The organism is Phycicoccus sp. CSK15P-2 (assembly GCF_016888005.1).
Taxonomy (GTDB): Bacteria; Actinomycetota; Actinomycetes; order Actinomycetales; family Dermatophilaceae; genus Phycicoccus.
In genome coordinates, this window is the sequence record NZ_JAFDVE010000016.1 from 55833 (window position 1) to 82710 (window position 26878).

The window sequence follows — 26878 nt, forward strand, 5'->3', positions numbered from 1 at the left end:
ACGTGGCCGGTCAGGCCATGACTCCCGGCGCGTCGACCTTCCATCCGGAGAACACCGAGGACGCCTCCGCGGCGGACAGGCCCATCCGCTTCATGACGACCTCGCCGAGGACGTTGCGGAAGTCGTTGGCTCCCGGCAGGTCGCCGCTCGCCAGAGCGTCCGGAGCCAGCCCGCCCCACCGCCCGTGCACTCCCCCGCGCACCCCACCGCCGAGGAGGAGAGCGAGGCTCCCGTGCCCGTGGTCGGTGCCGCCGCTGGCGTTCTGCTGGACGCGCCGGCCGAACTCCGTCATGAGTACGACGGTCGTCGTCGAGGCCTTGTCCCCGAGGGCGTCGAAGAAGGCCGCGAGCCCACCACCGAGCCCGGTCAGCGCGTTCTTCATGTCCCCGGACTCCACCGTGCCCTGCTGGGTGTGCATGTCCCAGCCGCCGACGTCGACCGTCGCGACCCGCACCGCCGCACCGCCCACGACGAGCGAGGCGAGCATCTGCAGGTCCCGGCCGAACGGGTTGTCCGGGAACGATCCGGAGACGGTCGTCGACTCCTTGATCGACGCCAGCTGCGCACCGGCGTCGAGCGCCACCTGCGCCTGGGTCGCGAACGGGTGGTCGACCCCGGTGTAGAGGCGGCCCAGCGCGGTCCGCGTCCGCTCGGCCATGCCCTTGTCGGTCTTGACCGTCAACGCGTCGAGCGAGCGCGCGACCAGGGCGCCCTCGGTGCCGAGCAACGAGCGGGTGAGGTTGTTCGTCACCGACATGCCCCGGAAGGTCGTGCCCGGACCGGACTGCTCGAGGGCGCGGTCGAGCCAGCCCCGCTGGTCGGCGGACGTCGAGCCCCCGCGCTCCAGGCACTCCTGGGCCTGGAAGTGGCTGCGCGACAGGTCCGGGGTCGAGACGTCGTGCACCGCGCCCACGCGACCGGCGTCGACGAGCGGGCGCAGCGCCCCGAGGGCCGGGTGCAGCCCGAAGCGGTCGTCGAGGCGGATCAGGCCGGAGCGTACGGCGATGCCCGGCCGGGCGGACGCGAGGTGCGGGTCGGACGCCGGGACCAGCACCGAGAGGCCGTCCATGGCTCCCCGGAGGAACACGACGACGAGGGTGCCCGTGGCCTCCGCCGCGTACGACACGCGCGTCGTGACGAGCTGCTGCGCGAAGCTCGCCACCCCGACCCCGAGACCCCCGGCGAGCAGCCGGCGCCGGCTGAAGCCGCGTGACCAGGCGTCCTTCCGGGCGAACTCGTCGGCGTCGGCGACGTCCGCGAGGGCACGGACCGCGGCGTCGGGCGCGGTGGGCCCGAGGCGGCGCCAGTCGGGGCACTCGGGGTGGATCCAGCTCGGGGTGTTCACGGACGGCCTCCTGGGGCGACGGGCACCGCGGCGGGCGGCGCGCACCGTGTCAGCGGATGAGGTAGGACGGGGAGTCGAAGACGAGACGCGCGAGCTCGGGCGCCGTCGTGCCGCGGGGGTCCTCGGCCGGGGCGTCGGCCGCGGCGTCGAGGTAGGCGAGGAGACCCGCCGTGGTACTCGCGGTGGGTGCCCGCCCGGTGAGCAGCGTGGTCACCGCTGCCACCCACTCGGCGTTCGTGGCACCGTCCGCCGGGGCGAGGTCCGCCGCGAGCGCCTTCCGGGGAGCCATGCCGTCGACCCAGCCGCGCACGAGCCGGCGGTGCAGGTTCCAGCGGGCCACCATCGAGCTGGCCGACGCCCAGGCCGCCGCGACGTCGGGGTAGCCGTTGGGGGCGGGCCAGGCGAGCGGGGCGTGCCCGAGGTCACGCATCTGCCAGTACATGTCGCGCACCGCGCCGGCCGTGACCGTGCGGCCGTCGACGCCCAGCGCGCGGACGACACCGGCGAGGTCCTCGACCGGTCTGCGCCCCTTGGTCCCCGTCGACGACCAGAACTCCTCGTCCCCGAAGAGCGTCTCGAGCACGGGCAGGATCTGGGTGCCGGCGTCGAGGTAGGACTGCGACAGGACGTCGAGGAGGCGGTCGGAGGGGGTGTCGGAGACGAAGCGGACGGCCAGCCGCCGCGCGACCGTCCGTGCCGTGGCGGGGTGTCGGGCCAGGTAGGTGAGGAGGTCGTCGCCGACCGCCAGGCCGCCACCGGCGGAGCTGTTGGCCGAGGACCAGCCGAGCACCGACACCGCACCGGTGGCGTGGTGCTCGGGCTCGTACACGAACTCGTGCTGGCCGGTGATCCGGCGCCCCGACATCACCCGGGCGCAGTCGACGACGTCGGACTCGGAGTAGCCGGACGCCACGCCGAGCGTGTGCAGCTCCAGGAGCTCTCGGCCGTAGTTCTCGTTGACGTGCGCCTTCGTGGACGAACGGTTGTCGAGGTAGACGAGCATCGCCGGGTGCCGGGCCGAGGCGAGCAGCATGTCGGTGAACGAGCCGAACGCGTGCCGGCGGATGACCCGCTCCTCGTAGTCCGGCCCGCTGGCCCACAGGCCGTCGCTCGGGATGGTGACCTGCAACAGGTTGTGGAAGACGTCGACGACCGCCTCGTACACCTCGCGCGCGCTGAACATCTGCCGGCCGAGCGAGGCGTACCCCGTCTGGTACATCGCGTCCCAGGAGAACTCCTTCACCCGCGCACGCACCGTGGCGATCGGCGCCCCCGCGAGCGGGAAGAGCGAGGCGACGTGGTCGCCGGCGGGGTCATCGAGCGAGGGGTCGAGCTGCTCGGCGAGCCATCCGTCCAGCCCCGCCGCCTTGACGGCGGCGACCGCGGGCGCACCGGACGAGAGGCCGGCGCGCCGCACGACGTGGGCACGGGAGGCAGGGGTGTCGGCGACGGGGAGGGCCAGCCGGCCGGCCCTGCGCCTGCCGACCTCCGGCGCGTCGTCGCCGGGCACGGGGTCGGTCAGCGATGAGTAGCTGGCGTCGCGGTCCGGCGTCGTCGCGCCGTCCGCGGGAGTCCCCGCGCCGGGCCCTGCGGGTGGCGCCGAGGTCGTGGGGTCCGGCGAGGGCTGCGGCGCGGAGGTGGAGGTGCTGTCCGCGGTCGTGGACGGTGAGGGGGTCCCGCCCGGTGGACGACGGGCCGGGGCCGGCGCTCCCGCGGCAGTCTGGCGCTCCGGGCCGCCGAGCAGCCCATGGACGCCCACGGCGCCGGCACCGAGCAGCGCCGCGGCGCCCGCGCCGATGGTCGAGCGGCGCACGACGGACGTCGGCGCGCGGTGGCGCCCTCCGTCCCACTCCTCGAGGAACGCGGTGTCCTCACCGGTTCCGGGCATGGCGGACGAGTCGAGATCGGACATGAGAACCCTGCTTCTGCGTGTCCAACGGAAAAATGAGCGACCGGCACGGGGACGGGTGCGAGAGCCTGCATCCGGGCCGGTATGGGGGACAAAAATACTGAAACCCGGCGAGCGCGCAAGACCCTGGACCCGTGTTTCTCACACAGGCGGCGAGTTCGTGCGTCTCCGCACCGCGCTGCGGGCGCCCCCGAAGGGCCGCGCGTCGGGCGACGTCGGCAGGGGGCGACCTCGCGGGTCAGCCGTCGTAGTGGGCGTCCAGGAGAGGCTTGTACTTGTCGGCGACGACCCGGCGCTTGAGCTTCAGGCTGGGAGTCAGCTCGCCGCTCTCGACGGTGAGGTCGGACTCGAGGATGGTGAACCTTTTGACCGTCTCCCACCGGTTGAGCCCCGCGTTGAGCTCGTCGACGTAGCCCTGGACCATCTCTCGGCACGCGTCCGAGGTGACGACCTCGGTGTATGAGCGGCCCTCCATCCCGTGCTGCGCCGCCCATCCGGCGATGGCGTCGGGGTCGAGCGTCACGAGGGCCGAGACGAAGTTCCGGTCGGCGCCGTGGACGACGAGCTGGCTCGCGTAGGGGCACAGCCCCTTGAAGGTCGACTCGATGACCGAGGGTGCGACGTACTTGCCGCCGCTCGTCTTGAAGAGGTCCTTCTTGCGGTCGGTGATCCGCAGGAAGCCCCGGTCGTCGAGCTCGCCGATGTCCCCGGTGTGCAGCCAACCCTCGGCGTCGATCGTCTCGGACGTGGCCGCGGGGTCGTTGTGGTAGCCCTCCATGTTGCCCGGGCCACGCATGAGCACCTCGCCGTCCTCGGCGATCTGCACCTCGATGCCCGGCAGCGGCCACCCGACCGTGCCGTAGCGGTAGGCCTTGACCCGGTTCACGAACGACGCCGCGCTGGTCTCGGTCAGTCCGTAGCCCTCGGCGACGAGCATCCCCATGCCGTCGAACCAGCGGGCGACGTCCTGGTTGAGGGCCGCGGAGCCGGAGATGAAGAACCGGACGTTGCCACCGAAGCGCTCGCGGATCTTCGTCGCGACGAGCTTGTCGAGGACCGCGTGCTTGCGCGCCAGCAGCCCGGACGGCGACTTCCCCTGCTCGCGCAGGATGCTGACCTGCCGCCCGGTCTCGCTCGCGGCCGCGAACAGCTTGGCCTTCAGACCGCCCTCCGCCTCCATCATCATGTGGATCCGGGCGTGGGCCTTCTCGAAGATCCGCGGGGCCGCGCCCATGAAGGTGGGCTTCACGACGGCGAGGTTCTCGACGATCTTGTCGATCCGCCCGTCGATGGCGGTCGGGAAGCCGATCTGGAGCGGCAGGGTGAGGAGGTTCTTGCCGAAGACGTGCGCGAGCGGGAGCCAGAGGTACTGCAGGTCGTCCTCGGAGAGGATGCTGATGGCCTCGACGGCGGCACCTTCGTACGTCCAGGCGCTGTGCCGCAGCCGCACGCCCTTGGGCCGGCCCGTGGTGCCCGACGTGTAGATGATCGTCGCGAGCCGGTCGGGGGTGATGGCCTCGATCCGGGAGTCGATGACCTCGGGTTCCTCGGCGATCCGGGCCCGCCCCAGCTCGCGCAGGGCCTCGAACGTCGTCGTCCAGTCGTCGTCGGCCTCCCCCTCGAGGAGCACGACGTGCTGGACCCCGGGGATGCGGGACCGGATCGAGCGCAGCTTCTCGAGCTGCTCGGCGTTCTCGGCGAAGACGACCTTCGTCCCGGAGTCGTCGAGGATGAACGCGACGTCGTCGGCGATGGTCGTCGGGTAGATCGTCGTCGTCGCCGCGCCGGCCACCATCGTCGCGAGATCGGCCAGGGCCCACTCGTAGCGGGTGGACGAGGCGATCGCGACCCGGTCCTCGGCCTCGACCCCCAGGGCGACGAGCCCCGCGCCGAGCTCTCGGACCACGACATCGGCCTCGTTCCAGGACACCGTGACCCAGTCGTCCCCCGCAGCCGTGGTGACGGCGTGGAGGAAGGCGGGGCGGTCACCCGAGGCGGCGACGCGGTCGCGGAAGAGGTGCGCGACGCTCCGGGCCCGGTTCTCGAGGACCGCGTGGTCGACAGGCTCGTCGGCGGGAGAGTGGATCTGCGGGCTCACGGGCTGCATGGGACGGTGTCCTCGGCGTCGGTGTCGGGGTCGCAGGAATCCTGGCATATCGCCTGCTCGCAGGGAACCGATTCGCCTCCGGCGAGTCGACATCGTGACCCTCGGGGACCTCTCGCCCGCGTACGCATGGCGTGCAGCCGCCCACGACGAGCCGGGAGGAGGTCCTGGTCCGGTCCCGTGCCGCGGCGGCTGACGACCCGTCGTCCTGCCGTGCGAGCCCGCTCAGGCGGGCACGATCTTCGCGAGCAGCTCGCGGCACCGCTCGACGTCCCCGGCCATCGCGGCCGTGAGCTCCTCGACGCTGTCGAAGCGCAGCGTCGGACGGATGTGCTCGACGAACTCGACCATGACGGTCTCGTCGTAGAGGTCGAGGTCGTCCCGGTCCAGGACGTAGGCCTCCACGGTGCGGCGGTCCTCGGTGTCGAACGTCGGGTTCGTCCCGACGCTCAGGGCGGCCGGCAGCGTCCGGTCCGGCTCGCCGTCCTCGCGGTCGAGGCGGGTCAGCCAGCCGGCGTAGACACCCTCGGCCGGGACGAGCCCGAGGCTGTCCGGGCCGAGGTTGGCCGTGGGGTAGCCGAGGCCGCGACCGCGGTGGTTGCCGTGGACGACCCCGCCGACGACCCGGTGCGGGCGGCCGAGGATGCGGGCCGCCTCGGCCACGTCGCCGTCGCGCAGCTCACGGCGGATGACGGTGGACGAGTACCGCTCCCCCTCACCGACGTCGTCGAGCGCGATGACCTCGAACCCGAGCCGTTCGCCGAGGTCGGCGAGGGTCGACACGTCTCCCGAGTTGCGGTAGCCGAACCGGGTGTCCATCCCGACGACGACGCACCGGGCGTCGAGGCCGCGGACGAACACCTCGCGGACGAAGTCCTCGGGGCTCTGCTGGGCGAACTCGGCCGTGAAGTCGATGACGAGCAGGCCGTCGACCCCCGTCTCGGCGATGAGCTCGTCCCGGACCCGGGACGGTGCGATGAGCTCCGGGGCGCTCTCGGGGTGGAGCACCGCGACGGGGTGGGGGTCGAAGGTGACGGCGACCGACGGCAGGCCCATCCGTGCACCGGCCTCGACGAGGGCGCCGAGGACGGCCTTGTGGCCACGGTGGACACCGTCGAAGTTGCCGAGGGAGAGGACGCACGGGCGCAGGGCCTCGGGCGTGCGGGTGTGGTCGGACCATCGATGCACGAGGGACACTCTACGAACTCGCCGGGGCGAAGACGACGAGGGAGCGCGCCTGGGCCCCGGACTCGTCGAGCAGCGCCACGAGCGTCCCGTCGGGGGCGAAGGCGGCGACCGGCTGTCCGTGGCCCGGGCGGGAGGACACGACCCGCTGCCCGAAGCCGACCGCCCGTGCCTCGTCGGCGGTGAGGGACCGGCCGAGGAACGAGGCGCGCGCGGCCTCGGCGAGCGCGACGACCGGCATCGGCGCTCCCTGCCGCGCCTCGAGGTCGGCGAGCGGATGTGCGGTGTCCGGGCCGAAGCCCCCGACCCGGGTCCGGCGCAGCGCCGTGAGGTGTCCCGCGCTGCCGACCGCGGTCCCGAGGTCGCGCGCGAGGGCCCGCACGTAGGTACCGGACGAGACGGTGACCTCGACGTCGACGTCGAGGACCGGCGTCCCGTCCGCGTCGCCGGTCCGCAGGTCGCCCACCACGAAGCGCGACACGGTGACCGGACGGGCCGGGAGCTCGACGTCCTCCCCCGACCGCACCCGGTGGTAGGCCCGCTCCCCCTTGACCTTGATGGCGCTCACCGCGCTCGGGACCTGCTGGATGTCACCGGTGAGCGCGGCGACAGCGCGCTCGACGTCGGCGCGGTCCACGCCGGACGCACCGGGCGCGGCGGTGACCTCGCCCTCCGCGTCGTCGGTCAGGGTCGCCTGCCCCAGACGGACGGTGGCGGTGTAGTCCTTGTCGCACCCGACGAGGTGGGTGAGCAGCCGGGTGGCCCTCCCAACGCCGAGGACGAGGACGCCCGTGGCCATCGGGTCCAGGGTCCCCGCGTGGCCGACCTTGCGGGTGGCGCACAGCCGCCGGGCGCGCGCGACGACGTCGTGGCTCGTCCAGCCCGTGGGCTTGTCGACGACGAGCAGCCCGTCGGGCGTGGGCGCCGCGGCCGGGCGCTCAGCGCTCCCCGGCATCCGGGACCTCGGCGTCCGCCGCCTCCTCGCGCTCGTGACGGTACGGGTCGGCCTCACCGGCGTAACGGGCTCCGGAGGCGGCCTTGGCGACCTCGGCGTCCCGCTCCCGCGCCTCGCGCAGGAGGTCCTCGACGTGCGCGGCGTTCTCGGGGATGCCGTCGGCGACGAACTCCAGCGACGGGGTGAGCCGGATGCCGAGCTGCTTGCCGACGAACGAGCGCAGCCGGCCCTTGTTCTCCTCGAGGAGACGCGCGGTCCTCGCCCGCTGGTCCTCGTCGCCGAACACCGTGTAGAAGAGCGAGGCGTGCTGGAGGTCACCGGTGACCCGGACGTCCGTCACCGTGACGAACCCGAGGTCGGGGTCCTTGACGATCGACTCCAGGTTGGCAGCGGTCACCGTCTTGATGCGGTCCGCGACGCGGCGGGCTCGGGCTTCGTCGGCCACGGCTCCTCCTCACGGTCGATGGGCGTCGGACCCGCCCACCCTAGTCGCGGCCGACGGGTAGCATCGACCCCGTGCCGACGGCAGGACACGGAGTGCTGCGGGCGTCGCGTGCGGCGCTCGCGACGCTGCTCGTCCTCGGCCTCGCGGTCTCCGCGCACAGTGGCGGCGGCGGCCACGTCCCCGGGGTCGCGGCCTGGCTCGTCCTCGGCGCACTCGTCGCTCCCGTCGCGTGGTGGGCCACCCGTCGGCGGCTCGGCGCGCTCCCGCTCCTGATCCTCCTCGGCGGCGCCCAGACGCTCGTCCACGGCGCCCTCCTGGCGATGGCTCCCACCAGCGGAGGGTCGGCCTCGGCGCACGTCCACGGCGCCGTGCCCGTGGGGCTCGGGCCGGAGGCCGCGCACACCGCCCACGTCCCCGGCACGTCCATGGTGCTCGCCCACGTCGTCGGCACCGTCGTGTCCGCGCTGCTGCTCGCCCGGGCCGAGGACGTCCTCTGGCGCCTCGTCGCCTCGCTCCTGCCCGTTCTCCCGGACCCGGCCCGCCCCCCGTTCGTGGGGCGCCCGACCCCGGCCCCGGCCCCGCGTCCGCTCGCCGGACGCCCGGTGCGGCCCGTCGGTGGCCGCGCGCCACCCGCCGTCCTCATCTGAGCCGGTCCCGTGGGGCCGGCTCGCCGCCGACCCCCGACCACCCGGGGCCGCCGCCAGCGCGCCCCACCCCCAGCTCAGGAGACCATCCATGCGTTCCACCATGCCCACGACCCGCCGGGTCGCCATCGGGGCGGTCCTGGCCGCCCTCACCGCGACGGGAGTCGCAGCCTGCGGTTCCTCCGAGTCGCCGTCCGGCGGCACCGACACCGCTGCCACCGGCTCTGCTGCCCTCACTCTCGAGGACGGCTGGGTCAAGGAGGTGACGGACGCCATGTCGAGCCCGTCACCGACCATGTCCATGCCCTCCGAGAGCCCGTCCGCCGACGGGGACCACATGCACGGCGACGGAGACCACATGCACGGCGCGGACATGTCCGCGCCGATGACGGCGATGTTCGGCACGCTGCACAACGGGTCCGACGAGGACGTCACGGTCACGGGCGGGTCCACACCCGTGGCCGGCACGGTCGAGCTGCACGAGACGGTGCGCAACGACTCCGGGGAGACGCAGATGCAGCCCAAGGCCGACGGGTTCGTCGTCCCCGCCGGCGGCGACCTCACCCTCCAGCCGGGAGGTGACCACGTCATGCTCATGGACCTCACCGGGCCGCTGGCCAACGGGTCGGAGGCGACCATCACGCTGCAGACCTCGGCGGGCGACGTCACGCTCACCGTCCCGGTCCGGGCGTTCAGCGGCGCCGAGGAGTCCTACGCGCCGAGCCCGTCCTCGTCGTGACCTCCAGGCCCCGCGAGGCAGGCGACGCCGCACCGCGGCGTCGCACCGTCCTGCTCTCGGGGCTCGCCGGAGCCGGCGCCGGTGTGGTCACCAGCGCCGGCGCGGCGGTCGCCCGCGAGCGGGCCGCACCCCGGGGGGGGGGGGGGGGCGGCGGGGGGGGGGGGGGGGGGGCCCCCCCCGCCCCCCCCGCGGCGGTCGCCCGCGAGCGGTCCGCTCCCCCTCCCCCGGACCCGCGCCTGACCCGGGCCCGGGCACGTGGGCGGGCGTTCCGCGGGGAGCACCAGGCCGGGATCATCGAGGCCCCACCCGCGTACGGGACCTTCGTCGGGCTCGACCTGGCCGAGGGCACCGACCGCGACGCCGTGCGAAGGCTGCTCACCGTGTGGACCGACGACATCGAGCGGCTCATGGACGGACGCGGGCCGCTCACCGACCTCGAGCCCGAGCTCGCGGCCGTGCCGGCGTCCCTCACGGTGACGGTCGCCGTCGGTCGCCGGGTCGTCGAGACGGCCGGGTCGGCGGTGCCGTCGTGGCTGGCACCGCTCCCGGCCTTCGAGAAGATCGACGCGCTGGACGACCGGTGGGGCGAGGCGGACCTCCTCCTCCAGGTGTGCTCGGACAGCCCGACCACCGTCGCGCACGCCCAGCGCCGGCTCGTCGTCGACGCCGGCGACCTCGTCCGCCCACGGTGGGTGCAGCGCGGCTTCCGTGAGCCCTTCGAGGGTGCCGGGCTCCCGATGCGCAACCTCTTCGGGCAGGTCGACGGGACGGTGCAGCCGGACGTCACCGGCATCGACGCCGACCTGCTCTGGACCGGCGCCGGTGCTCCGTCGTGGCTGCGCGGCGGCTCGTCGGTCGTCGTCCGGAGGATCCGGATGGACCTCGACCGCTGGGACCGTGCCGACCGGGTCACCCGGGAGAACGCCATCGGGCGGCGGCTCGACGACGGCGGGCCGGTCACCGGTGGCGGGGTGGACGCGGCCGCCGACTTCTCGGCGACCGACGACCTCGGGTTCCACCGGATCGACGACGCCGCGCACATGCGGCGCGCCCACGCGTCCGTCCCGCACGAGCGGTTCCTGCGCCGGCCCTACTCGTACGACGACGCCCCGGAGGACGCCGACCTGTCGAACAGCGGGCTGCTGTTCGTCGCCTACCAGGCCGACCCGGTGCGCCAGCTCGTCCCGGTGCAGCAGCGCCTCGCCGAGGCCGACCTGCTCAACCTGTGGACCACACCGGTCGGCTCGGCGGTCTTCGCCGTGCTCCCCGGCGCCCGGGACGGCGAGATCCTCGGTCAGGCGATGCTCGGCTGACCAGGCGGGCGGGGCCGACACCCCGGAACGTCAGCGAGACCCCGGTTCGGAACCGGGGTCTCGCTGACAGTTCGGGGTCACCCCGAAAAGTTGCTGCGCTCAGGCGCGCGGCTTCGCCCACGCACGGGTCCCACGCTCTACGTGGGCGCGTGGCGAGTCCCATGCTCTGCATGGGCCCCGCCGCATCTCGGGGGACGAGCTGCGCTCGAAACCGCCGCGCCTTCGCTCCGCTCAGGCGCGCGGCTTCGCCCACGCAGAGCGTAGGACCCGCCGCATCTCGGGAGACGAGCTGCGCTCGAAACCGCCGCGCCCTCGCTCCGCTCAGGCGCGCGGCTTCGCCCACGCAGAGCGTAGGACCCGCCGCATCTCGGGAGACGAGCTGCGCTCGAAACCGCCGCGCCCTCGCTGCGCTCAGGCGCGCGGCTTCTCCCGCATCTCGTAGGTGGTGATGAGGTCACCGAGCTGCAGGTCGTTGTGACTGCCGAGGTTGATACCGCACTCGTAGCCCTCGCGGACCTCGGTGACGTCGTCCTTGAACCGGCGCAGACCGGCCACCTCGATGTTCTCGGTGATGACGACACCGTCGCGGGTGATCCGCGCCTTGGAGCCACGCTTGATCTCGCCGCTGCGGACGATCGACCCGGCGATGTTCCCGAACTTCGAGGAGCGGAAGATCTCGCGGATCTCCGCGGAGCCGAGCTCGGCCTCCTCGAACTCAGGCTTGAGCATGCCCTTGAGCGCCTGCTCGATCTCCTCGATCGCCTGGTAGATGACCGAGTAGTACCGGATCTCGACGCCCTCGCGCTCGGCGACCTCCGCGTTCTGGCCCTCGGCCCGCACGTTGAAGCCGAGGATGATCGCGTCGGACGCCATCGCGAGGTTGATGTTGTTCAGCGTGATCGCGCCGACGCCGCGGTCGATGATCCGCAGGTCGACCTCGTCGCCGACGTCGATCTGCAGCAGCGCGTCCTCGAGGGCCTCGACCGAACCCGACACGTCACCCTTGAGGATGAGGTTGAGGGTGTCGACCTTGCCCTGCGCGAGGGCCTCGTTGAGGTCCTCGAGCGAGATGCGCTTGCGCGCCTTCGCGAGCGACGCCTGACGGTCGGCCGCCTCGCGCTTCTCGGCGATCTGGCGCGCGGTGCGGTCGTCCGGGGCGACGACGAACGTGTCGCCGGCTCGCGGCACGGACGAGAGCCCGAGGACCTGGACCGGACGCGACGGCTCCGCCTCCTCGACGTTCTGCCCGTGCTCGTCGAGCATGGCCCGGACGCGGCCGTAGGCCGAGCCGGTGACGATCGCGTCGCCGACCCGCAGCGTGCCCGACTGGATGAGCACGGTCGCCGTGGCGCCGCGGCCCTTGTCGAGGTTCGCCTCGATCGCGACACCACGGGCGTCGCGGTCCGGGTTGGCCCGCAGGTCGAGCGCCGCGTCCGCGGTGAGCAGCACGGCGTCGAGCAGGGAGTCGATGTTCTGCCCCTGCTTCGCGGAGACGTCGACGAACATCGTCTCGCCGCCGTACTCCTCGGCGACGAGGTTGTACTCCGTCAGCTGCTGGCGGATCTTCTGCGGGTTCGCACCGTCGACATCGATCTTGTTGACCGCCACGACGATCGGCACGTCCGCCGCCTGCATGTGGTTGAGCGCCTCGATGGTCTGCGGCATCACGCCGTCGTCGGCGGCGACGACGAGGATCGCGATGTCGGTGACCTTCGCACCACGGGCACGCATGGCGGTGAACGCCTCGTGACCCGGGGTGTCGATGAAGGTGATCGCACGCTCGGTGCCGTCGTGCTGACGGTGCACCTGGTAGGCACCGATGTGCTGGGTGATGCCACCGGTCTCGCCGCCCGCGACGTCCTCGTTGCGGATGGCGTCGAGGAGGCGGGTCTTTCCGTGGTCGACGTGGCCGACGACGGTGACGACCGGCGGGCGGGCCTCGAGGTCGTCGTCCTCCTCGGAGTCGACACCGAACTCGAGGTCGATGTCGAAGGAGTCGTAGAGCTCGCGCTCCTCCTCCTCCGGCGACACGAGCCGGATGTCGTAGCCGAGCTCCGAGCCGAGGACCTGGAAGGTGTCCTCGTCGAGGCTCTGCGTGGCCGTCGCCATCTCACCGAGGTGGAACAGGACGGTGACGAGCGACGCCGGGTTGGCGTTGATCTTGTCCGCGAAGTCGCTCAGGGTCGCGCCCTGACGGACCCGGACGACGGTGGAGCCGTCACCACGGGGGACCGAGACGCCGCCGATGCTCGGCGCCTGCATCTCCTCGAACTCCTGGCGCTTGGCGCGCTTGGACTTGCGCCCGCGGTGCTTCGGGCCACCACCGCGGCCGAACGCACCCTGGGTGCTGCCGCGGCCGCCACGACCGCCGGGACCGCCCGGACGACCGGCGAAGCCGCCGCCACCCGGACCACGGCCACCGCCGCCACCGGGGCCACGGCCGCCGCCTCGCGCCGGCCGCTCACCGGGGCGCGCGACAGCGCTGCGGTCGGGCATCATCCCGGGGCTGGGACGCGGGCCGCCGGGGCGGGGACCGCCGGAGCCGGCGGGGCCACCGGGACGGGGGCCACCGGACCGGCTCTGCGGACGGGGCATGCCCTGGCTCGACGCGAACGGGTTGTTGCCGGGGCGCGGCGAGCCCTCGCGGGAGCGCCCCATCCCCTGGCTGGAGGCGTACGGGTTGTTCCCCGGACGGGGACCCGACGGACGCGGTGCGGGGCGCGGGGCCGACGGGGTCGGCGCACCACCCTCGCGCGCGGCGGGCTGCTCGGGGGCCTGCGGGGCCGGAGCGGGTGCCGGGGCCTGGGCAGCCGGGGCCTCGGCAGCCGGCGGCTCCGGTGACCTCGGCTCGGGCGCCTTCGGCGTGGCCGGGGCGTCGGCCGCCGGGGCCTGCGGGGCGGGAGCCGGGGCAGGCGTCGGGGCCGGAGCGGCGGGTGCCGGCTCCGCGGGGGTCAGGGGGGCCACCGGGGCGGCGCTCTTGGCCGGCGCCTTCTTGGCGGGAGCCCTCTTCGCCGAGGCCTCGGCCTTCTGGGCCGGGTACTTCTCGTTGTAGCGCCGGACCACCGGCGCCTCGATCGTCGAGCTGGCGCTCTTGACGTACTCACCCATCTCGTTGAGGCGCTGGAGGACGACCTTGCTGGTCTCCCCGCGCTCCTTCGCGAGTGCGCTCACACGGACTTTAGACACATCTCTCCTGTCCAGGTCCGTGCCGGGGTGGCGCGGACCGTCGTTACTGCTGGGGGGAACTCATCGCTGAGTACTCATCGGGTGCTCATCGCGTTCAAACCCGCTTCCGGTCTTCGTGCTTCTCTGACAGTGCCTCCGACGCGTGGCCCGCGACCCATCCGGCCACCTCCGCGGTGTCCGGGCCGACGCTGCTCCGCAGCGCACGCCCGAACGCCTTGCGGCGGACGGCGAGGTCGAGACACGTGACGTCCGGGTGCAGCCACGCGCCGCGTCCCGGGCGACGGCGCCCGGGGTCGGGGACGGCCGTGGGGCCGGTCTCCCCCTGCCCGAGAACCACTCGCAGGAGTGCCGACCGGCTATCCGTCCTCCGACACCCGATACAGGTGCGCAGCGGGCCAGGAGGGCGGGGTCCAGTCCGGTCGGTCGACACCAGTCTAGCGTCTAGCCGTGCTCGGGCGTGTCGGCGGGCGCGGCAGGGGCCTCGGTGTCCGGCCGGATGTCGATGCGCCAGCCCGTGAGCTTGGCGGCGAGACGGGCGTTCTGCCCCTCGCGGCCGATCGCGAGCGAGAGCTGGTAGTCCGGGACGATGACCCGGGCGGCCCGCAGCGACGGGTCGACGACCTCCACCGAGGAGACCCGCGCCGGCGACAGGGCGGCGGCGATGAACTCACCGGGGTCCTCGGAGAAGTCGACGATGTCGATCTTCTCCCCCTGGAGCTCGGCCATGACGGCCCGCACGCGCTGGCCCATCGGCCCGATGCACGCGCCCTTGGCGTTGAGCCCCGGAACGGTCGAGTGCACGGCGATCTTCGTCCGGTGCCCGGCCTCGCGGGCCAGCGCGGAGATCTTGACGCTGCCGTCGGCGATCTCCGGCACCTCGAGGGCGAAGAGCTTGCGGACGAGGTTGGGGTGAGTGCGGGACAGCCCGATCTGCGGGCCGCGCGGACCACGCTTGACGGACACGACGAAGGTGCGCAGCCGCTGGCCGTGCGGGTAGCTCTCCCCCGGCACCTGCTCGGCGGCCGGAAGGATCCCCTCGACCGCGCCGAAGTCGACCGTGACGTGCCGCGGGTCCGGGCTCTGCTGCACGACCCCGGCGACGATGTCGCCCTCGCGGCCCTTGAAGTCGCCGAGGATCGCGTCGTCCTCGATGTCCCGCATCCGCTGGACGATGACCTGGCGCGCGGTGGCCGCGGCGACCCGGCCGAAGCCGGTCGGGGTGTCGTCGAACTCGGGGCCGAGCTCGCGCCGCGGACGGGCGGGCTCGCCGTCCTCGTCGACCTCGCCCTCCACGGGAGGCACCTCGACCTCCTCGCGCGCCCAGATGACGACGTGGCCCGAGCTGCGGTCGAGCTCGGCGCGGGCGTTGCGGTAGTGCCCGTCCGTGCGCTGGTACGCCAGGAGCAGGGCCTGCTCGATCGCAGGCACGATGACGTCGAGCGTGATGCCGCGCTCGCGCTCGAGGGCACGCAGGGCGGCGAGGTCGATGTCCACGGCGGTCAGCTCTCCTCGGTCTCGTCGGGACGGGCGAACTCGACCTGGACGACGGCCGAGTGGACGTCCGTGTAGGCGACGGTCTGCGTCCGACCGGGCGTCTTCTTCGTCGCCGGGACCTCAAGGGTCGCGGCCGTCCGGTCCGCGCTGGTCAGGCGGCCGGTGACCTCGCCGTCGTCGGTGGTCACGGCGACGAGCCGACCGACGTTGCGGCGGAAGTGCCGCGGCTCGGTGAGCGGACGCCCGACGCCGGGCGAGGAGACCTCGAGGGTGTACGCCTGCGCGCCGAGGGCGTCGGAGGCGTCGAGGGCGTCCCCGACGAGGCGGGTGGCGTCGGCGACCTCGTCGAGGGACATCGGGGGGACCGGCTCGGAGACGACGTCGTCGTGCCCGAGGTCGCGGTCGAGGAGGACCCGGACGACACGCCGCTTGCCCGCGGGGGTCACGGCCACGTCCTCGACGACGAACCCGCTACCGCCGAGCGCCGTCTCGACGACGGGTCGGACGCGGTCCGCGCTGGCCATGACGGTCCTCCCTGTGAAGTTCTGCCCGGCGATCGTCCGGGGCTCCCCACCATAGGCCACGGGGGCCGGGCGGCGCTGCGTGGGAGGATGCCGCTCATGCCGCCGGTCGACCCTTCGCGTCCCGGCCGCCGGACCCTCCTCAGCGGCGCCACGGCTCTCGGGGTCGGGCTGCTCGGCGGATGCGGCATCCGCCTCGAGGACGACGCCCCTCAGGTCCCCCTGGTCCCGGCCCGCAGCCCGGTCGCCGGGGAGGACCATCTCACCGAGATGACGCGCGAGAGCGCGGCGCTGGCCCACGCGGCCGGCACCGCACCCGGCGAGGTCGCAGCCGGTCTGGTCGCCGTGCACCAGCGGCAGGTCACCGTGCTGCGCACCACGCTCCTGCGGCGCCGCGTCCCGGCAGACGCGATGGACGTGCCTCCCTCGCCGGGGATCACGCCCTCGCCCACGGCACCCTCGCCCACAGCCCCGGTCCCGACCGCGCGAGCCGTCGCGACGCTCGGCGCGGCGGAGGCGGCCGGCCTCGTGCGCGCAGGGGAGGCCGCGGGCGTCGTCGACGACCTCCTCGGCCCGGCCGTGGCCGTCCACGCGCAGCGGTTCGCCGCCGCGTCCCTGCTCGGTGTGCCGTCGGCCCAGCCCCCCGCAGTCGCCGTCGACGGGGACGTCGTGGCCGACCTCGTCGACGCCGTCGACGCCGTCGTCTACTTCCTCCAGGTGGCCGCGGCCCGGTCGGACGGTGCGCGCCGGAAGCGCGCGGACGCCACGCTCGGGTCGCTCGGTGCCCTACGCGTCGAGGTCGCCGCCGGGGGCGTCGACCCGTCCCCGGCGCTCGGTCATCCGCTGCCGTTCGCGGTGGAGGGCGGGGCAGCGGTCGACCGCCTCGCCCGCACCGCCCTCGGAGACCTGCGCGCCACCCTGGCCGCGTCCGTCGGCGCGCTCGTCGAGGCACACGACGCCGCGGGGGCCGCGGCCTCCGTCCGATGGCTCGGCGCGACCGAGGTCGAGACACACCGCTGGGGGCTGCCGCTCGCACCGTTCCCCGGCCTGACGTGAGCATCGTCCCGCTCCCCCCGGCGTGGGTCGAGAGCATCGCCGGCCACCCGGCGGACGGCGGTCCCAGCGGGGCGGACTGGGTCGCCGGCCTCCCCGGGCTGGTCGCCGCGGGCCTCGAGCGGTGGGACCTCGTCGTCGACGGCCCGCCACACACCGGACGGACGGCCGTCGTCATCCCCGTCCGGCGCGGTGCGGAGCAGCTGGCGCTCAAGGTCGTGTGGCCGCACGCCGAGGGCGCGCACGAGGCGCTCGCACTGCGGATCTGGGGCGGTGACGGCGCCGTGCGCCTCGTCGCCGCCCTACCGTCCGACGGTCTGCTGCTCCTGGAACGGCTCGACGCGAACCTCGATCTCACCGGTGTGTGGGACGCCGAGGCCTGCGAGGTGGTGGGCGGCCTGCTCGCCCGGCTGCACGTCCACGCCCCGCCGCAGGTGCCCCGCCTGGCCGACCAGCTGGCTCCCCACCTGGCGCGGATGGCCGAACGCCCGGCGGTCCCGCGGCGCATCGCCGACCGGACCCGCGGCCTCGCCCGCGACCTGCTTCCCGAGGCACCGGAGACGTTGCTGCACACCGACCTCCACTACGAGAACGTGCTGCACTCCCCCGACTCCGGCTGGACGGCGGTCGGCCCCGAGCCGCTGGCCGGGCATCCCGGCTTCGAGGTGTGGCCTGTGCTGCGCAACCGGGTCGGGGAGATGGGCATCGGCGCGTCGCTGCGCTGGTCGGTGCGCCACCGCCTCGCCGTCGTCTCCGAGGCCGCGGGCATCGACCCCGACGAGGCGCGGGCGTGGACCCTGCTGCGCGCCGGCCTCGAGGTCAGCCGGGCGAGCACGCTCGAGGCCGGCGACTCCGTGACGACGTGCGTGGCCCTGCACAAGGCCATCGACGACTGACCCGGCTCCCGCCGCCGGACCGGCCGCACCCGTACAGTGGCGTTCGTCCGGGACCGTCGCCGTCGACGGAAGGTGCGCCACCTGAGGCGACGGCGGTGTCCCACTCCCCCGAGCCCAGGAAGACCGCGACATGAGCCTTCTCGACACCCACACCTGGCACGGCAAGATCCTCCGCTCCGGCTGGCGCGAGAGCGCCGGCGGCACGGCCGACGCCGTGGCACCCGCCACCGGCGAGGTGCTCGGCAGCTACGGCGTCGCCTCCCCGGACGACGTCGCCGAAGCCGCTCGCGACGCCGCCGCAGCGCAGGTCGAGTGGGCCGCCCGCCGCCCCGAGGAGCGCGCCGCGGTGCTCCGCACGGCCGCCCGGCTGTGGGAGGAGCACGCCGCCGAGGTCGAGGGCTGGATCGTCAAGGAGACCGGGGCCATCCCGCCCAAGGCCGCACTCGAGACGCACATCGCGGCCGAGGAGTGCCACGAGGCCGCTGCCCTACCGTCGTACCCCGCCGGCGACGTGCTCGCGACGAACGACGACCGCTGGTCGTTCGCCCGCCGTCGGCCGGTCGGGGTGGTCGGGGTCATCGCCCCGTTCAACTTCCCGCTCATCCTCTCGATCCGGGCCGTCGCGCCCGCCCTCGCGCTCGGGAACGCGGTCCTGCTCAAGCCGGACCCGCGCACCGCGGTCTCCGGCGGCATCGCGCTGGCCCGGGTGTTCGAGGAGGCCGGACTACCCGAGGGGCTGCTCGCGGTCCTGCCCGGTGACGCCGCCGTCGGGTCCGCTCTCGTCGAGGCTCCGGAGGTGCAGGTCATCGCCTTCACCGGCTCGACCGCGGCAGGACGTGCCGTCGGTGAAGCCTGTGCGCGCCACCTCAAGCGGGCCCACCTCGAGCTCGGCGGCAACAACGCGCTCATCGTCCTCGAGGGCGCCGACCTCGACCTGGCCGCGTCGGCCGGCGCGTTCGGCAGCTTCCTGCACCAGGGCCAGATCTGCATGACCGCCGGGCGGCACATCGTCCACGAGTCGCTGTACGACGCCTACGTCGAGGCTCTGAGCGGCAAGGCCCGCAACCTCCCGGTCGGCGACCCCGCCACCGAGCAGGTCGCGCTCGGCCCGATCATCGACGCGACCCAGCTGGCCCGCATCGAGAAGATCGTCGCGGCGTCGGTGGAGGCGGGCGCCACGGTCGCGGCCGGCGGCACCACCGACGGCCCGTTCTACTCCCCCACGGTCCTCACCGACGTCACCCCGGAGCAGCCGGCCTGGACCGACGAGATCTTCGGCCCGGTCGCGCCGGTCCTGCGGTTCTCGACCGTCGACGAGGCCGTCGCGCTGGCGAACGACTGCCAGTACGGGCTGTCCGTGGGCGTGCTCGGACCGGTGGGTGAGGCGATGGGCGTCGCCGACCGGCTGCACTCCGGCAAGGTCCACATCAACGAGCAGACGGTCATGGACGAGGCCAACGCGCCGTTCGGCGGGGTCAAGGACTCCGGGAACGGCTCACGGATCGGCGGGGCGCAGGCCAACATCGAGTCCTTCACCGAGACGCAGTGGCTCACGATGCGTCCGACCATCGCCCCGTACCCCTTCTGAGCATCCGGGTGGCAGCGGCCACCACCGAGGCTGCGCCTACGGTGGGGTGATGGCGAACCGGCTGGCCGAGTCCCTCTCCCCCTACCTGCTCCAGCACGCCGACAACCCCGTCGGCTGGTGGGAGTGGGGTGACGACGCGTTCGCCGAGGCGCGACGCCGCGACGTCCCGGTGTTCCTGTCGGTCGGCTACGCGGCGTGTCACTGGTGCCATGTCATGGCGCACGAGAGCTTCGAGGACGACGAGGTCGCGCGGGTGCTCGCCGAGAGGTACGTCGCCGTCAAGGTCGACCGCGAGGAGCGGCCGGACGTCGACGCCGTGTACATGGCCGCGACGACAGCCCTGACCGGCCAGGGCGGCTGGCCGATGACCTGCCTGCTCACGCCGGACGGGGACCCGTTCTTCGCCGGGACGTACCTGCCTCGCCAGCACCTGCTCGGGCTCCTCGACAACGCCTCACGGGCGTGGACGGACCAGCGCGAGCAGGTGCTCGCGTCCGGTGCCCACGTGGCGGCCCGGCTGCGCGAGGTCACCGGCCCGCCGGCGGCGTCACCCGTCGGCACGGACGTCCTCGACCGGGCCGCGACCCGTCTGCGGAGCACGTTCGACGACGCCCGCGGCGGGTTCGGGGGCGCGCCGAAGTTCCCGCCGTCGATGGTGCTCGAGTTCCTCCTGCGGCACCACGCGAGGACCGGCGCCGAGGACTCGCTCGCGATGGTCCGCCGGACCGCCGAGGCGATGGCGCGGGGCGGGATGTACGACCAGCTCGCCGGCGGGTTCGCGCGCTACTCGGTGGACGCGGACTGGGTCGTGCCGCACTTCGAGAAGATGCTCTACGACAACGCGCTCCTCCTGCGCGTCCACGCCCATCTCTGGCGGGCCACGGGAGAGCCCCACGCCCGCCGCGTCGCGGAGGAGACGGCGACGTTCCTCCTGCGCGACCTGCGCACCGAGGGCGGTGCCTTCGCCTCGGCCCTCGACGCCGACACGGTCGTCGACGGGCACTCCCACGAGGGACTCACCTACGCGTGGACCCCGACCCAGCTCGTCGAGGTGCTCGGTCCCGACGACGGGTCCCGTGCCGCCGACCTGCTGTCGGTCACGGCGGCCGGGACGTTCGAGCACGGCGCCTCCACGCTGCAGCTGCGGCACGACCCCGAGGACCCCGCGTGGTGGGCCGGCGTCCGTGACCGGCTGCTCGACGCGCGTCGGAGCAGGCCGCAACCCGCCCGGGACGACAAGGTCGTCACGGCCTGGAACGGCCTGGCCGTCGCGGCGCTCGCGGACGCGGGGACGGTCCTCGGCCGCCCGGACCTCGTCGACGCGGCGTCCACCGCGGCCGAGCACGTGCTGGCGACCCACGTCGTCGACGGGCGGCTGCTCCGCACCTCCCGGGGCGGGGTCGTGTCCGGGGCACCGGCGGTGCTCGAGGACGTGGGTGACCTCGGCGAGGGGCTGCTGGCGCTGCACCAGGCCACCGGCGCTGCGCGGTGGCTCGCCGAGGCGACCGACCTCCTCGACGACGCGATGGAGCGGTTCGTCGACGCCGACGGTTCCGTGCACGACACGGCGGCGGATGCTCCCCCGCTCTTCGCCCGGCCCGCGAACCGCAGCGACAACGCCGAGCCATGCGGCGCCTCGGCCCTCGCGGGTGCCCTGCTGACCGCGGCCGCCCTGACGGGCAGCACCCACCACCGGACGGCGGCGGAGTCGGTACTCGCCGCGTGTGGCTCCGTGGCGGAGGCCGAGCCCAGGTTCGCCGGGTGGACCCTCGCCGTGGCCGAGGCGATGGCTGCCGGTCCCCTGCAGGTGGCGGTCGTCGGCCCGGACCCGGAGCCGCTGCTCGAGGTCGTCCACACGAGCACCTCACCCGGGCTCGTGCACGTGGTCGGGGAGCCGGACGCCCCGGGGGTACCACTGCTGGCGGACCGACCGGTCGTCGACGGCCGGGCCTCGGCGTACGTGTGCCGTGGGTTCGTGTGCGACCGGCCGGCGACCGACCCCGCCGGACTCCGCGAGGCCCTCGGCAGGTAGGGGCCCGCCCCCGGCGCGGGGGTGCGGCCGGCGCCGGGGGCGGCCCACGAACACCGGGAGGCACAGAGGGAAGGCAGTCCGGGGGTGCACCCGGCCGCCGCCTTCCTGGTGTCCGCCAACCCCGGCACGTCTCCCGAAGGACGCCGTGCCAGAGTCGGACGGACCGATGCGTGGAGGCACCGGCCCGTCGGGTCAGGTGAGCGACAACCGTCCCGGCATGCGACCGGAACGGCGCGCAGGGTGGTGGTGACGAGTGTCGGGGCCGGCGCCGTGGACCGAGCGCGGGCAGTGAGCGGATGGGGCGGACCGGTTCATGGTCCAGGGGTCGTCATGCTCGGGCGAGGTGGGCACATGAGCGTGTGCACACCCTTCGCGTCGCGTGAGCGAGGGCGACGACGGAGGAACCTGGCCCCAGGCCCCTCCGACCTCCCGAGGTCGAGACATGACTCTGCCAATGATGTCGCGCCGGAGGTCCCCTGCTGAACGACCGGCTGAACGGGGACGACAGTAGCAGCGCTTCGGCTCCGACGACAGGCCCGGACCAGGGTTCTGTCAGGAGATCCCTCCGGAGGCGGACGTGACCGTCGCCCGGGCGTCGTCAGTGCCCGAGCAGCCGGTACCCCGGGTCACGCTCGGCGAGCAGCCGTGCGGCGCGGCCGGGGTCCACCCATGCCGCGGTTGCCCACACGTCCGCCCAGGTGAGGTCGGGTCCGATGACGGTCGCCGACCCCGGGCGGACGACGGCGCAGCGCGTTCGCGGGTCGACGACGTGCCCGCCGCGCGCCGACGAACCCGACGTCGCGACGGCCCCGCGGCGGACCGGGACGACATCGACGACGTGCCCCGCCCGCGCCGGGTCCTCGACGCCGATGCGCCAGGTCGGCTCGTCGCCGGTGAGCCCCGAACCCGCGCCGACGACGACGTCGCCGCCGGCGCCGAGGGCGTAGGCGATGTCCGGGAGGACGTCGAGGTGCGCCGCCGCCCCGGCCAGGGCCCATCCCTTGACGAGCCCTGTCGGGTCGAAGACCGCGCGTCCGTGCCGACGGGACCGCCAGGCGCTGAACAGCCCGTCGGTGCGCTCCTCCGCCTCGAGGCACAGCAGCGTGACATCGCCGAGCCACGCGTGGACCTCGTCGGTCTCGCCGTGCTGCAGACGCAGGAGGTCGCTGTCCGCCCGCCACGTCGAGAACACGGCGTCCGCACGGCGCAGGTGGGCGAACACGCGCGCCACGGCCGCACCGATGTCGGGCCGGTCCGGGTCGGGCGTCCTGACGTGGACGCTCACCGCGGTGCCCATGAGGTGCTCGACCCAGGCCCGCCGGGCGAGGGCCGGCGGCTCGGGCTCCGGGCGGCGCCGCACGGGGATCTCGAGGGTGCTCACAGGTTCGCCTGGTCGATCGCGGACTGGAGGGACCGGACGTACCCGTCGGAGGTGAACGTCGCACCGGAGACCATGTCGATGTCCGCGCTCTGCGTCCGGACCGCCTCCTCGTTGAGGATCGGCACGGCGTAGGAGTTGATCTGCTGGTCGTGGTGGTCGTTCCACGGCACCTGGGTGACGACCGACTCGGTGATCTTCCCGCCGGACACGGTGATCTCGACCTGCACCGGCCCGTACCGGGTCTGCACGGCGTCACCGGTGTAGGTGCCCTCCGCGCCGCTCGTGGGGTCCGGGGTCGTCGGCTCGGGGGTCGGTGTGGCGGAGCCGGTGCTCGATCCCGGGCCGTCCTCGGTCGAGCCGTTGACGGTGGGGTCGGCCACGGCGACCGCGCTCGACCCGACCCCCGATCCCGTCGACGTGTGGTAGCTGAAGAGCAGCACGAGCGCCGAGACCGTGCTGAGCATCCAGGTGGTGATCCGTCGCATCGTGGGTCCTTCTCGGTTGCAGGGGTTCTCAGGAGGCGAAGCGCTCGAGGTGGACGGCGTCGGCCGGGGCTCCGGCCTCCCGCACGGCGGCGTGCGCGGCGGTCAGCCAGCCGTCGCCGCCGCAGAGGTAGACGTCGTGCTCGGCGATGTCGGGGACCACCTCGCGCAGCGCCTCGGCATCCGAGAGGTGCGCGGCCTGGCGCGGGAGCCAGCTGGCCCGCCCGGGGACGCGCGGTCCTTCCACCTGCACGTACCGGGCGCCACGGGCGGCGGCCAGCGCGCGGATCTCGTCGGCCAGCACGGCCGCCTCCCGGGTGCGCACCCGGTGCACGACGGTCACGTCCCCCGGCTGCTGCGGAAGCTCCTCGAGCAGGGCGCGCAGCGGCGTGACGCCGATACCCGACCCCATGAGCAGCACCTTGCGCCGGGTCCGCACCCCGCCGTGGAGCCGCCCGTACGGTCCCTCGACGAGCACCCGGGTGCCGGGCCGCAGGGTGGCGAGGCGGGCGGATCCGTCGCCCACGTGGGCCGCGGTGATCCGCAGGGTCCGCCCGTCCGGGGCGGCGGAGACCGAGTAGGGATGGGCCCGGGACCAGCCCGGACCGTCGAGGAAGCGCCACTGGAGGAACTGCCCCGCCCGGACCCGCAGGTGGCGCACGCCGTCGCCACCGACGGTCACGGTCGTGGCCCCGGGGCCTTCGGGCCGGACGTCGAGCACGCGGATCGGCGAGCGCAAAGACCGCCACAGCGGCACCCCCACCCGGAAGGCGAGCACGGCCGCCGCGGTGACGCCCCACAGACCCCACCAGAAGACGGTGGCGGGGGTCGAGTCGAGGAAGTCGGCGCCGGTCCACAGCTGGTGGGGCAGGACGAGCCCGGCACCCACGTAGCCGTAGAGGTGGATGAGATGCCACGACTCGTAGCGCAGCCGGCGCCGGGCGCGCCTGACCGAGGTGACGACGACCATGACCAGGGCCGTGGTCCCGGCCCACGCGAGGAGCATCCCGGGGTAGCCGACGACGAAGTCCCAGGTCGTGCCCCAGAGGCCGAGCGGCCCCGAGGCGGCGTAACCGAGGGTGATGAGGACGATGTGGCCGAGCAGCAGCGAGAAGGACGTGAACCCGACGAGCCGGTGCACCCGGGCGAGCTCGTCCTGGCCCCAGGCCTGCTCGACCCACGGCACCCGGGCCATGAGGATCACCTGGAGCAGGAGCAGCGCCGAGGCGACGAGCCCGGTGAGGCGGCCCGTCGAGGTCAGCGCGCCGGCGAGCGAGCCGAGGTCCTGCACCCCTCCCCCGGCGACCCAGAGCGCACCGACCCCGAGCACCACGGCCCAGCCGAGGGTGCCCGTCGCGTCGCGCCACCAGCGCGGCACCGGACCGTTCGGGCGCGGTGCTGGACCGGCGTGCCGACCCCGGGCGGGGGCGCCGTCGGCGGTCACGGTGCTCGTCGTCATACACGTGACGGTGCCGACGGTTCCTGTGCGGTGGCTGTGGCGTTCGTCGGAGGCCCCCATGAGCGTCCAACGGCACTCTTCCGCGGCGCGCCGACCCGGATGCGCCGGTCCGCCGGCACCGGGTACGGGAGGATGTCCGGGTGAGTGCGACGCCGCCCCCGCCCGTCGACGTGCGTCCACCTGGGGTCTCCACCGACCGCGCGGAGATGTTCCGGGCCCGCCTCGAGCGGTGGTGGCCCGACCTCCACGACGGTCTCGCCGTCCTCTACGGCACCGAGCGCGCCGGCGTCGTCGGACTCGAGCTCGTCAGGCTCGCGGCGCGCTCCTTCGCCCGCCGTTCCGAGCGGCTGCACCGCCGGGACCTCGACCGGATGCTCCGCCCGGACTGGCTCCAGGACCCCGCGACGGTCGGCTACGCGGCCTACACGGAGCGATTCGCGGGGGACCTGCGCGGCGTCGCGGAGCGCATCCCCTACCTCGAGGAGCTCGGGGTCCGCTACCTGCACCTCATGCCGCTGCTGCGGCCCCGCGACGGCGACAACGACGGCGGGTACGCGGTCGCCGACTACCGGCAGGTCCGGCCCGACCTCGGCTCCATGGACGACCTCGAGACCCTCGCCGAGGAGCTGCACGACGCCGGGATCAGCCTCGTCCTCGACCTCGTCCTCAACCACGTCGCGCGCGAGCACGAGTGGGCGGCCAGGGCACGCGGTGGTCACCACCGGTACCGCTCCTACTTCCACGTGTTCGCCGACCGGCGTCTGCCCGACGCCTACGAGCGCACCCTGCCCGAGGTGTTCCCCGACTTCGCACCGGGCAGCTTCACCTGGGACGACGACCTCCGTGGGTGGGTGTGGACGACCTTCAACTCCTGGCAGTGGGACGTCAACTGGGGCAACCCGGACGTCCTCGTCGAGTACGCCGACGTCGTCCTCGCCCTGGCCAACAAGGGCGTGGACGTGCTCCGCCTCGACGCCATCGCGTTCATGTGGAAGCGGCTCGGCACCGACTGCCAGGGCCAGCCGGAGGTGCACGCCATCACCCAGGTCCTGCGGGCCGTCACCCGGGTCACGTGTCCGGCCGTGGCGTTCAAGGCCGAGGCGATCGTCGCGCCCAGCAAGCTCCTGGCCTACCTCGGGGAGGGGCCGTTCACCGGCAAGGTCAGCGACCTCGCGTACCACAACGGCCTCATGGTGCAGGTGTGGTCGATGCTCGCGACGCGCGACGTCCGGCTCGCGGTGCAGGCGCTCGGGTCGCTGCCGCCGAAGCCGGTGTCGGCGACCTGGGTCACCTACCTGCGCTGCCACGACGACATCGGATGGGCCGTCATGGACGAGGACGCCGAGGCCGTGGGGCTCACCGGGCCGGGGCACCGCCAGTTCCTCGCCGACTGGTACTCCGGCGACTTCTGGGGGTCCCCGGCCCGGGGGCTCGTCTTCCAGTTCAACCCCGAGACCGGCGACCGACGCACGTCCGGCACGGCAGCCTCGCTCGTCGGGCTGCAGAGCGCCGAGTCACCCGCGGAGACCCGGTTGGCGCTCGCGGCGCTGCGGCTCGCGCACGCCGTGGTCCTGGGCTGGGGCGGCGTCCCGGTGCTGTGGAGCGGCGACGAGCTCGGCCTGCCGAACGACCCCGACTGGGCCGACGAGCCCGGGCACGAGGGCGACAACCGATGGGCGCACCGGCCGCGGCTCGACACCGGGATGACGCAGGCCCGGCTCGACCGGACATCCGTCCCGGGGCGAGCGTTCTCCGACCTCGTGTCGCTCGTGCGGGCGCGGGCGGGTCTGCCGCACCTGCACGCGTCGGTCGAGACGACGCTGGGTCCGGTGGACGACCCGGGAGTGCTCGTCACGCTGCGCGACCACCCGCTCGGCCGGTTCGCCGGCGTGTACAACGTGACCCCCGAGGCGCGGCGGCTGCCTGGGTGGCGCGTCCACGAGCTCGGGCTCGCCGACGCGGTGGACGCGCTGAGCGGCGACTCCGTGACGTACGACGACGACGGCGACGTCCACCTCCCGCCCTACGCCGTCCTCTGGCTCACCATCCCCTGACGCCACCACCCTCCCCCCGCCCCTTCTCGCGAACGGGGGGGGGGGAGGCCCCCGGGGCGGGGCGGGGTGGGCGCGCGGGGGGGGGGGGGGGGG

General features: G+C 74.1%; 21 protein-coding genes. 8 read left to right on the forward strand and 13 right to left on the reverse strand.

Going from position 1 to position 26878, the window contains the following annotated elements; all coding sequences use genetic code 11:
- Positions 1 to 10: 10 nt before the first annotated feature.
- The 6 genes from JQN72_RS10545 to rbfA form a co-directional block, all read right to left on the reverse strand.
- Entirely contained in the window at positions 11 to 1345 is a 1335-nt protein-coding gene (locus JQN72_RS10545; RefSeq protein ID WP_204135145.1) for a DUF1501 domain-containing protein, read from the reverse strand.
- Between the two features lie 49 nt (positions 1346 to 1394).
- Complete coding sequence (locus JQN72_RS10550) at positions 1395 to 3257, reverse strand: DUF1800 domain-containing protein (RefSeq protein WP_204135146.1); 1863 nt, start codon at positions 3255 to 3257, stop codon at positions 1395 to 1397.
- Between the two features lie 235 nt (positions 3258 to 3492).
- Entirely contained in the window at positions 3493 to 5361 is a 1869-nt protein-coding gene (locus tag JQN72_RS10555; protein ID WP_204135147.1) for a long-chain fatty acid--CoA ligase, read from the reverse strand.
- Between the two features lie 222 nt (positions 5362 to 5583).
- Positions 5584 to 6546 carry a bifunctional riboflavin kinase/FAD synthetase gene (locus tag JQN72_RS10560; protein ID WP_204135148.1) on the reverse strand — a complete coding sequence of 321 codons (963 nt, stop codon included), beginning with the start codon at positions 6544 to 6546 and terminating at the stop codon, positions 5584 to 5586.
- A gap of 10 nt (positions 6547 to 6556) precedes the next feature.
- Positions 6557 to 7498, reverse strand: coding sequence for a tRNA pseudouridine(55) synthase TruB (gene truB / locus JQN72_RS10565; protein ID WP_204135149.1), 942 nt, complete (start codon positions 7496 to 7498; stop codon positions 6557 to 6559).
- Positions 7482 to 7943, reverse strand: coding sequence for a 30S ribosome-binding factor RbfA (rbfA, locus tag JQN72_RS10570; protein WP_204135150.1), 462 nt, complete (start codon positions 7941 to 7943; stop codon positions 7482 to 7484). Before rbfA ends, truB begins: the two co-directional genes overlap by 17 nt.
- Before the next feature lie 71 nt (positions 7944 to 8014).
- Here rbfA and JQN72_RS10575 point away from each other — a divergent pair, with 71 nt between their 5' ends.
- From JQN72_RS10575 to JQN72_RS10585, 3 genes are all read left to right on the forward strand, one after another.
- Positions 8015 to 8590: a hypothetical protein gene (locus JQN72_RS10575; protein WP_204135151.1), complete on the forward strand. Its 576-nt coding sequence runs from the start codon at positions 8015 to 8017 to the stop codon at positions 8588 to 8590.
- An 88-nt stretch (positions 8591 to 8678) separates the two neighbouring features.
- Positions 8679 to 9326 (forward strand): copper chaperone PCu(A)C, encoded by a 648-nt coding sequence (locus JQN72_RS10580; RefSeq protein WP_204135152.1) that lies wholly within the window; start codon positions 8679 to 8681, stop codon positions 9324 to 9326.
- 83 nt (positions 9327 to 9409) lie between these two features.
- Entirely contained in the window at positions 9410 to 10639 is a 1230-nt protein-coding gene (locus JQN72_RS10585; RefSeq protein WP_307812608.1) for a Dyp-type peroxidase, read from the forward strand.
- Positions 10640 to 11050: 411 nt separating this feature from the next.
- Here the strand turns inward: JQN72_RS10585 and infB are convergent, their stop codons facing one another.
- From infB to rimP, 4 genes are all read right to left on the reverse strand, one after another.
- Complete coding sequence (gene infB, locus JQN72_RS10590) at positions 11051 to 13825, reverse strand: translation initiation factor IF-2 (RefSeq protein ID WP_204135154.1); 2775 nt, start codon at positions 13823 to 13825, stop codon at positions 11051 to 11053.
- 94 nt (positions 13826 to 13919) lie between these two features.
- On the reverse strand, positions 13920 to 14255 hold the full coding sequence (locus JQN72_RS10595) for a YlxR family protein (protein ID WP_204135155.1): 336 nt from the start codon (positions 14253 to 14255) through the stop codon (positions 13920 to 13922).
- Between the two features lie 11 nt (positions 14256 to 14266).
- Complete coding sequence (gene nusA / locus JQN72_RS10600; protein WP_204135156.1) at positions 14267 to 15319, reverse strand: transcription termination factor NusA; 1053 nt, start codon at positions 15317 to 15319, stop codon at positions 14267 to 14269.
- Positions 15320 to 15324: 5 nt separating this feature from the next.
- Complete coding sequence (gene rimP, locus JQN72_RS10605; RefSeq protein ID WP_204135157.1) at positions 15325 to 15843, reverse strand: ribosome maturation factor RimP; 519 nt, start codon at positions 15841 to 15843, stop codon at positions 15325 to 15327.
- A gap of 96 nt (positions 15844 to 15939) precedes the next feature.
- On the opposite strand from rimP, the gene JQN72_RS10610 reads away from it, so the two are divergent.
- From JQN72_RS10610 to JQN72_RS10625, 4 genes are all read left to right on the forward strand, one after another.
- Positions 15940 to 16896 carry a hypothetical protein gene (locus JQN72_RS10610; RefSeq protein ID WP_204135158.1) on the forward strand — a complete coding sequence of 319 codons (957 nt, stop codon included), beginning with the start codon at positions 15940 to 15942 and terminating at the stop codon, positions 16894 to 16896.
- Positions 16893 to 17789: an aminoglycoside phosphotransferase family protein gene (locus JQN72_RS10615; RefSeq protein ID WP_204135159.1), complete on the forward strand. Its 897-nt coding sequence runs from the start codon at positions 16893 to 16895 to the stop codon at positions 17787 to 17789. Before JQN72_RS10610 ends, JQN72_RS10615 begins: the two co-directional genes overlap by 4 nt.
- A gap of 130 nt (positions 17790 to 17919) precedes the next feature.
- Positions 17920 to 19377: a benzaldehyde dehydrogenase gene (locus JQN72_RS10620; protein ID WP_204135160.1), complete on the forward strand. Its 1458-nt coding sequence runs from the start codon at positions 17920 to 17922 to the stop codon at positions 19375 to 19377.
- A 49-nt stretch (positions 19378 to 19426) separates the two neighbouring features.
- Positions 19427 to 21409, forward strand: coding sequence for a thioredoxin domain-containing protein (locus tag JQN72_RS10625; RefSeq protein WP_204135161.1), 1983 nt, complete (start codon positions 19427 to 19429; stop codon positions 21407 to 21409).
- Between the two features lie 598 nt (positions 21410 to 22007).
- Here the strand turns inward: JQN72_RS10625 and JQN72_RS10630 are convergent.
- Genes JQN72_RS10630 through JQN72_RS10640 form a run of 3 tightly spaced genes read right to left on the reverse strand, consistent with a single transcriptional unit; the run spans position 22008 to position 24731 of the window.
- Positions 22008 to 22790: an FAD:protein FMN transferase gene (locus JQN72_RS10630; RefSeq protein ID WP_204135162.1), complete on the reverse strand. Its 783-nt coding sequence runs from the start codon at positions 22788 to 22790 to the stop codon at positions 22008 to 22010.
- On the reverse strand, positions 22787 to 23275 hold the full coding sequence (locus JQN72_RS10635; RefSeq protein WP_204135163.1) for an FMN-binding protein: 489 nt from the start codon (positions 23273 to 23275) through the stop codon (positions 22787 to 22789). The genes JQN72_RS10630 and JQN72_RS10635 overlap by 4 nt, the downstream gene beginning before the upstream one ends.
- A 28-nt stretch (positions 23276 to 23303) precedes the next feature.
- On the reverse strand, positions 23304 to 24731 hold the full coding sequence (locus JQN72_RS10640; protein WP_204135164.1) for a ferredoxin reductase family protein: 1428 nt from the start codon (positions 24729 to 24731) through the stop codon (positions 23304 to 23306).
- Between the two features lie 140 nt (positions 24732 to 24871).
- Between JQN72_RS10640 and JQN72_RS10645 the strand changes: the two genes are divergently transcribed.
- Complete coding sequence (locus JQN72_RS10645) at positions 24872 to 26785, forward strand: alpha-amylase family protein (RefSeq protein WP_307812607.1); 1914 nt, start codon at positions 24872 to 24874, stop codon at positions 26783 to 26785.
- Positions 26786 to 26878 lie beyond the last annotated feature (93 nt).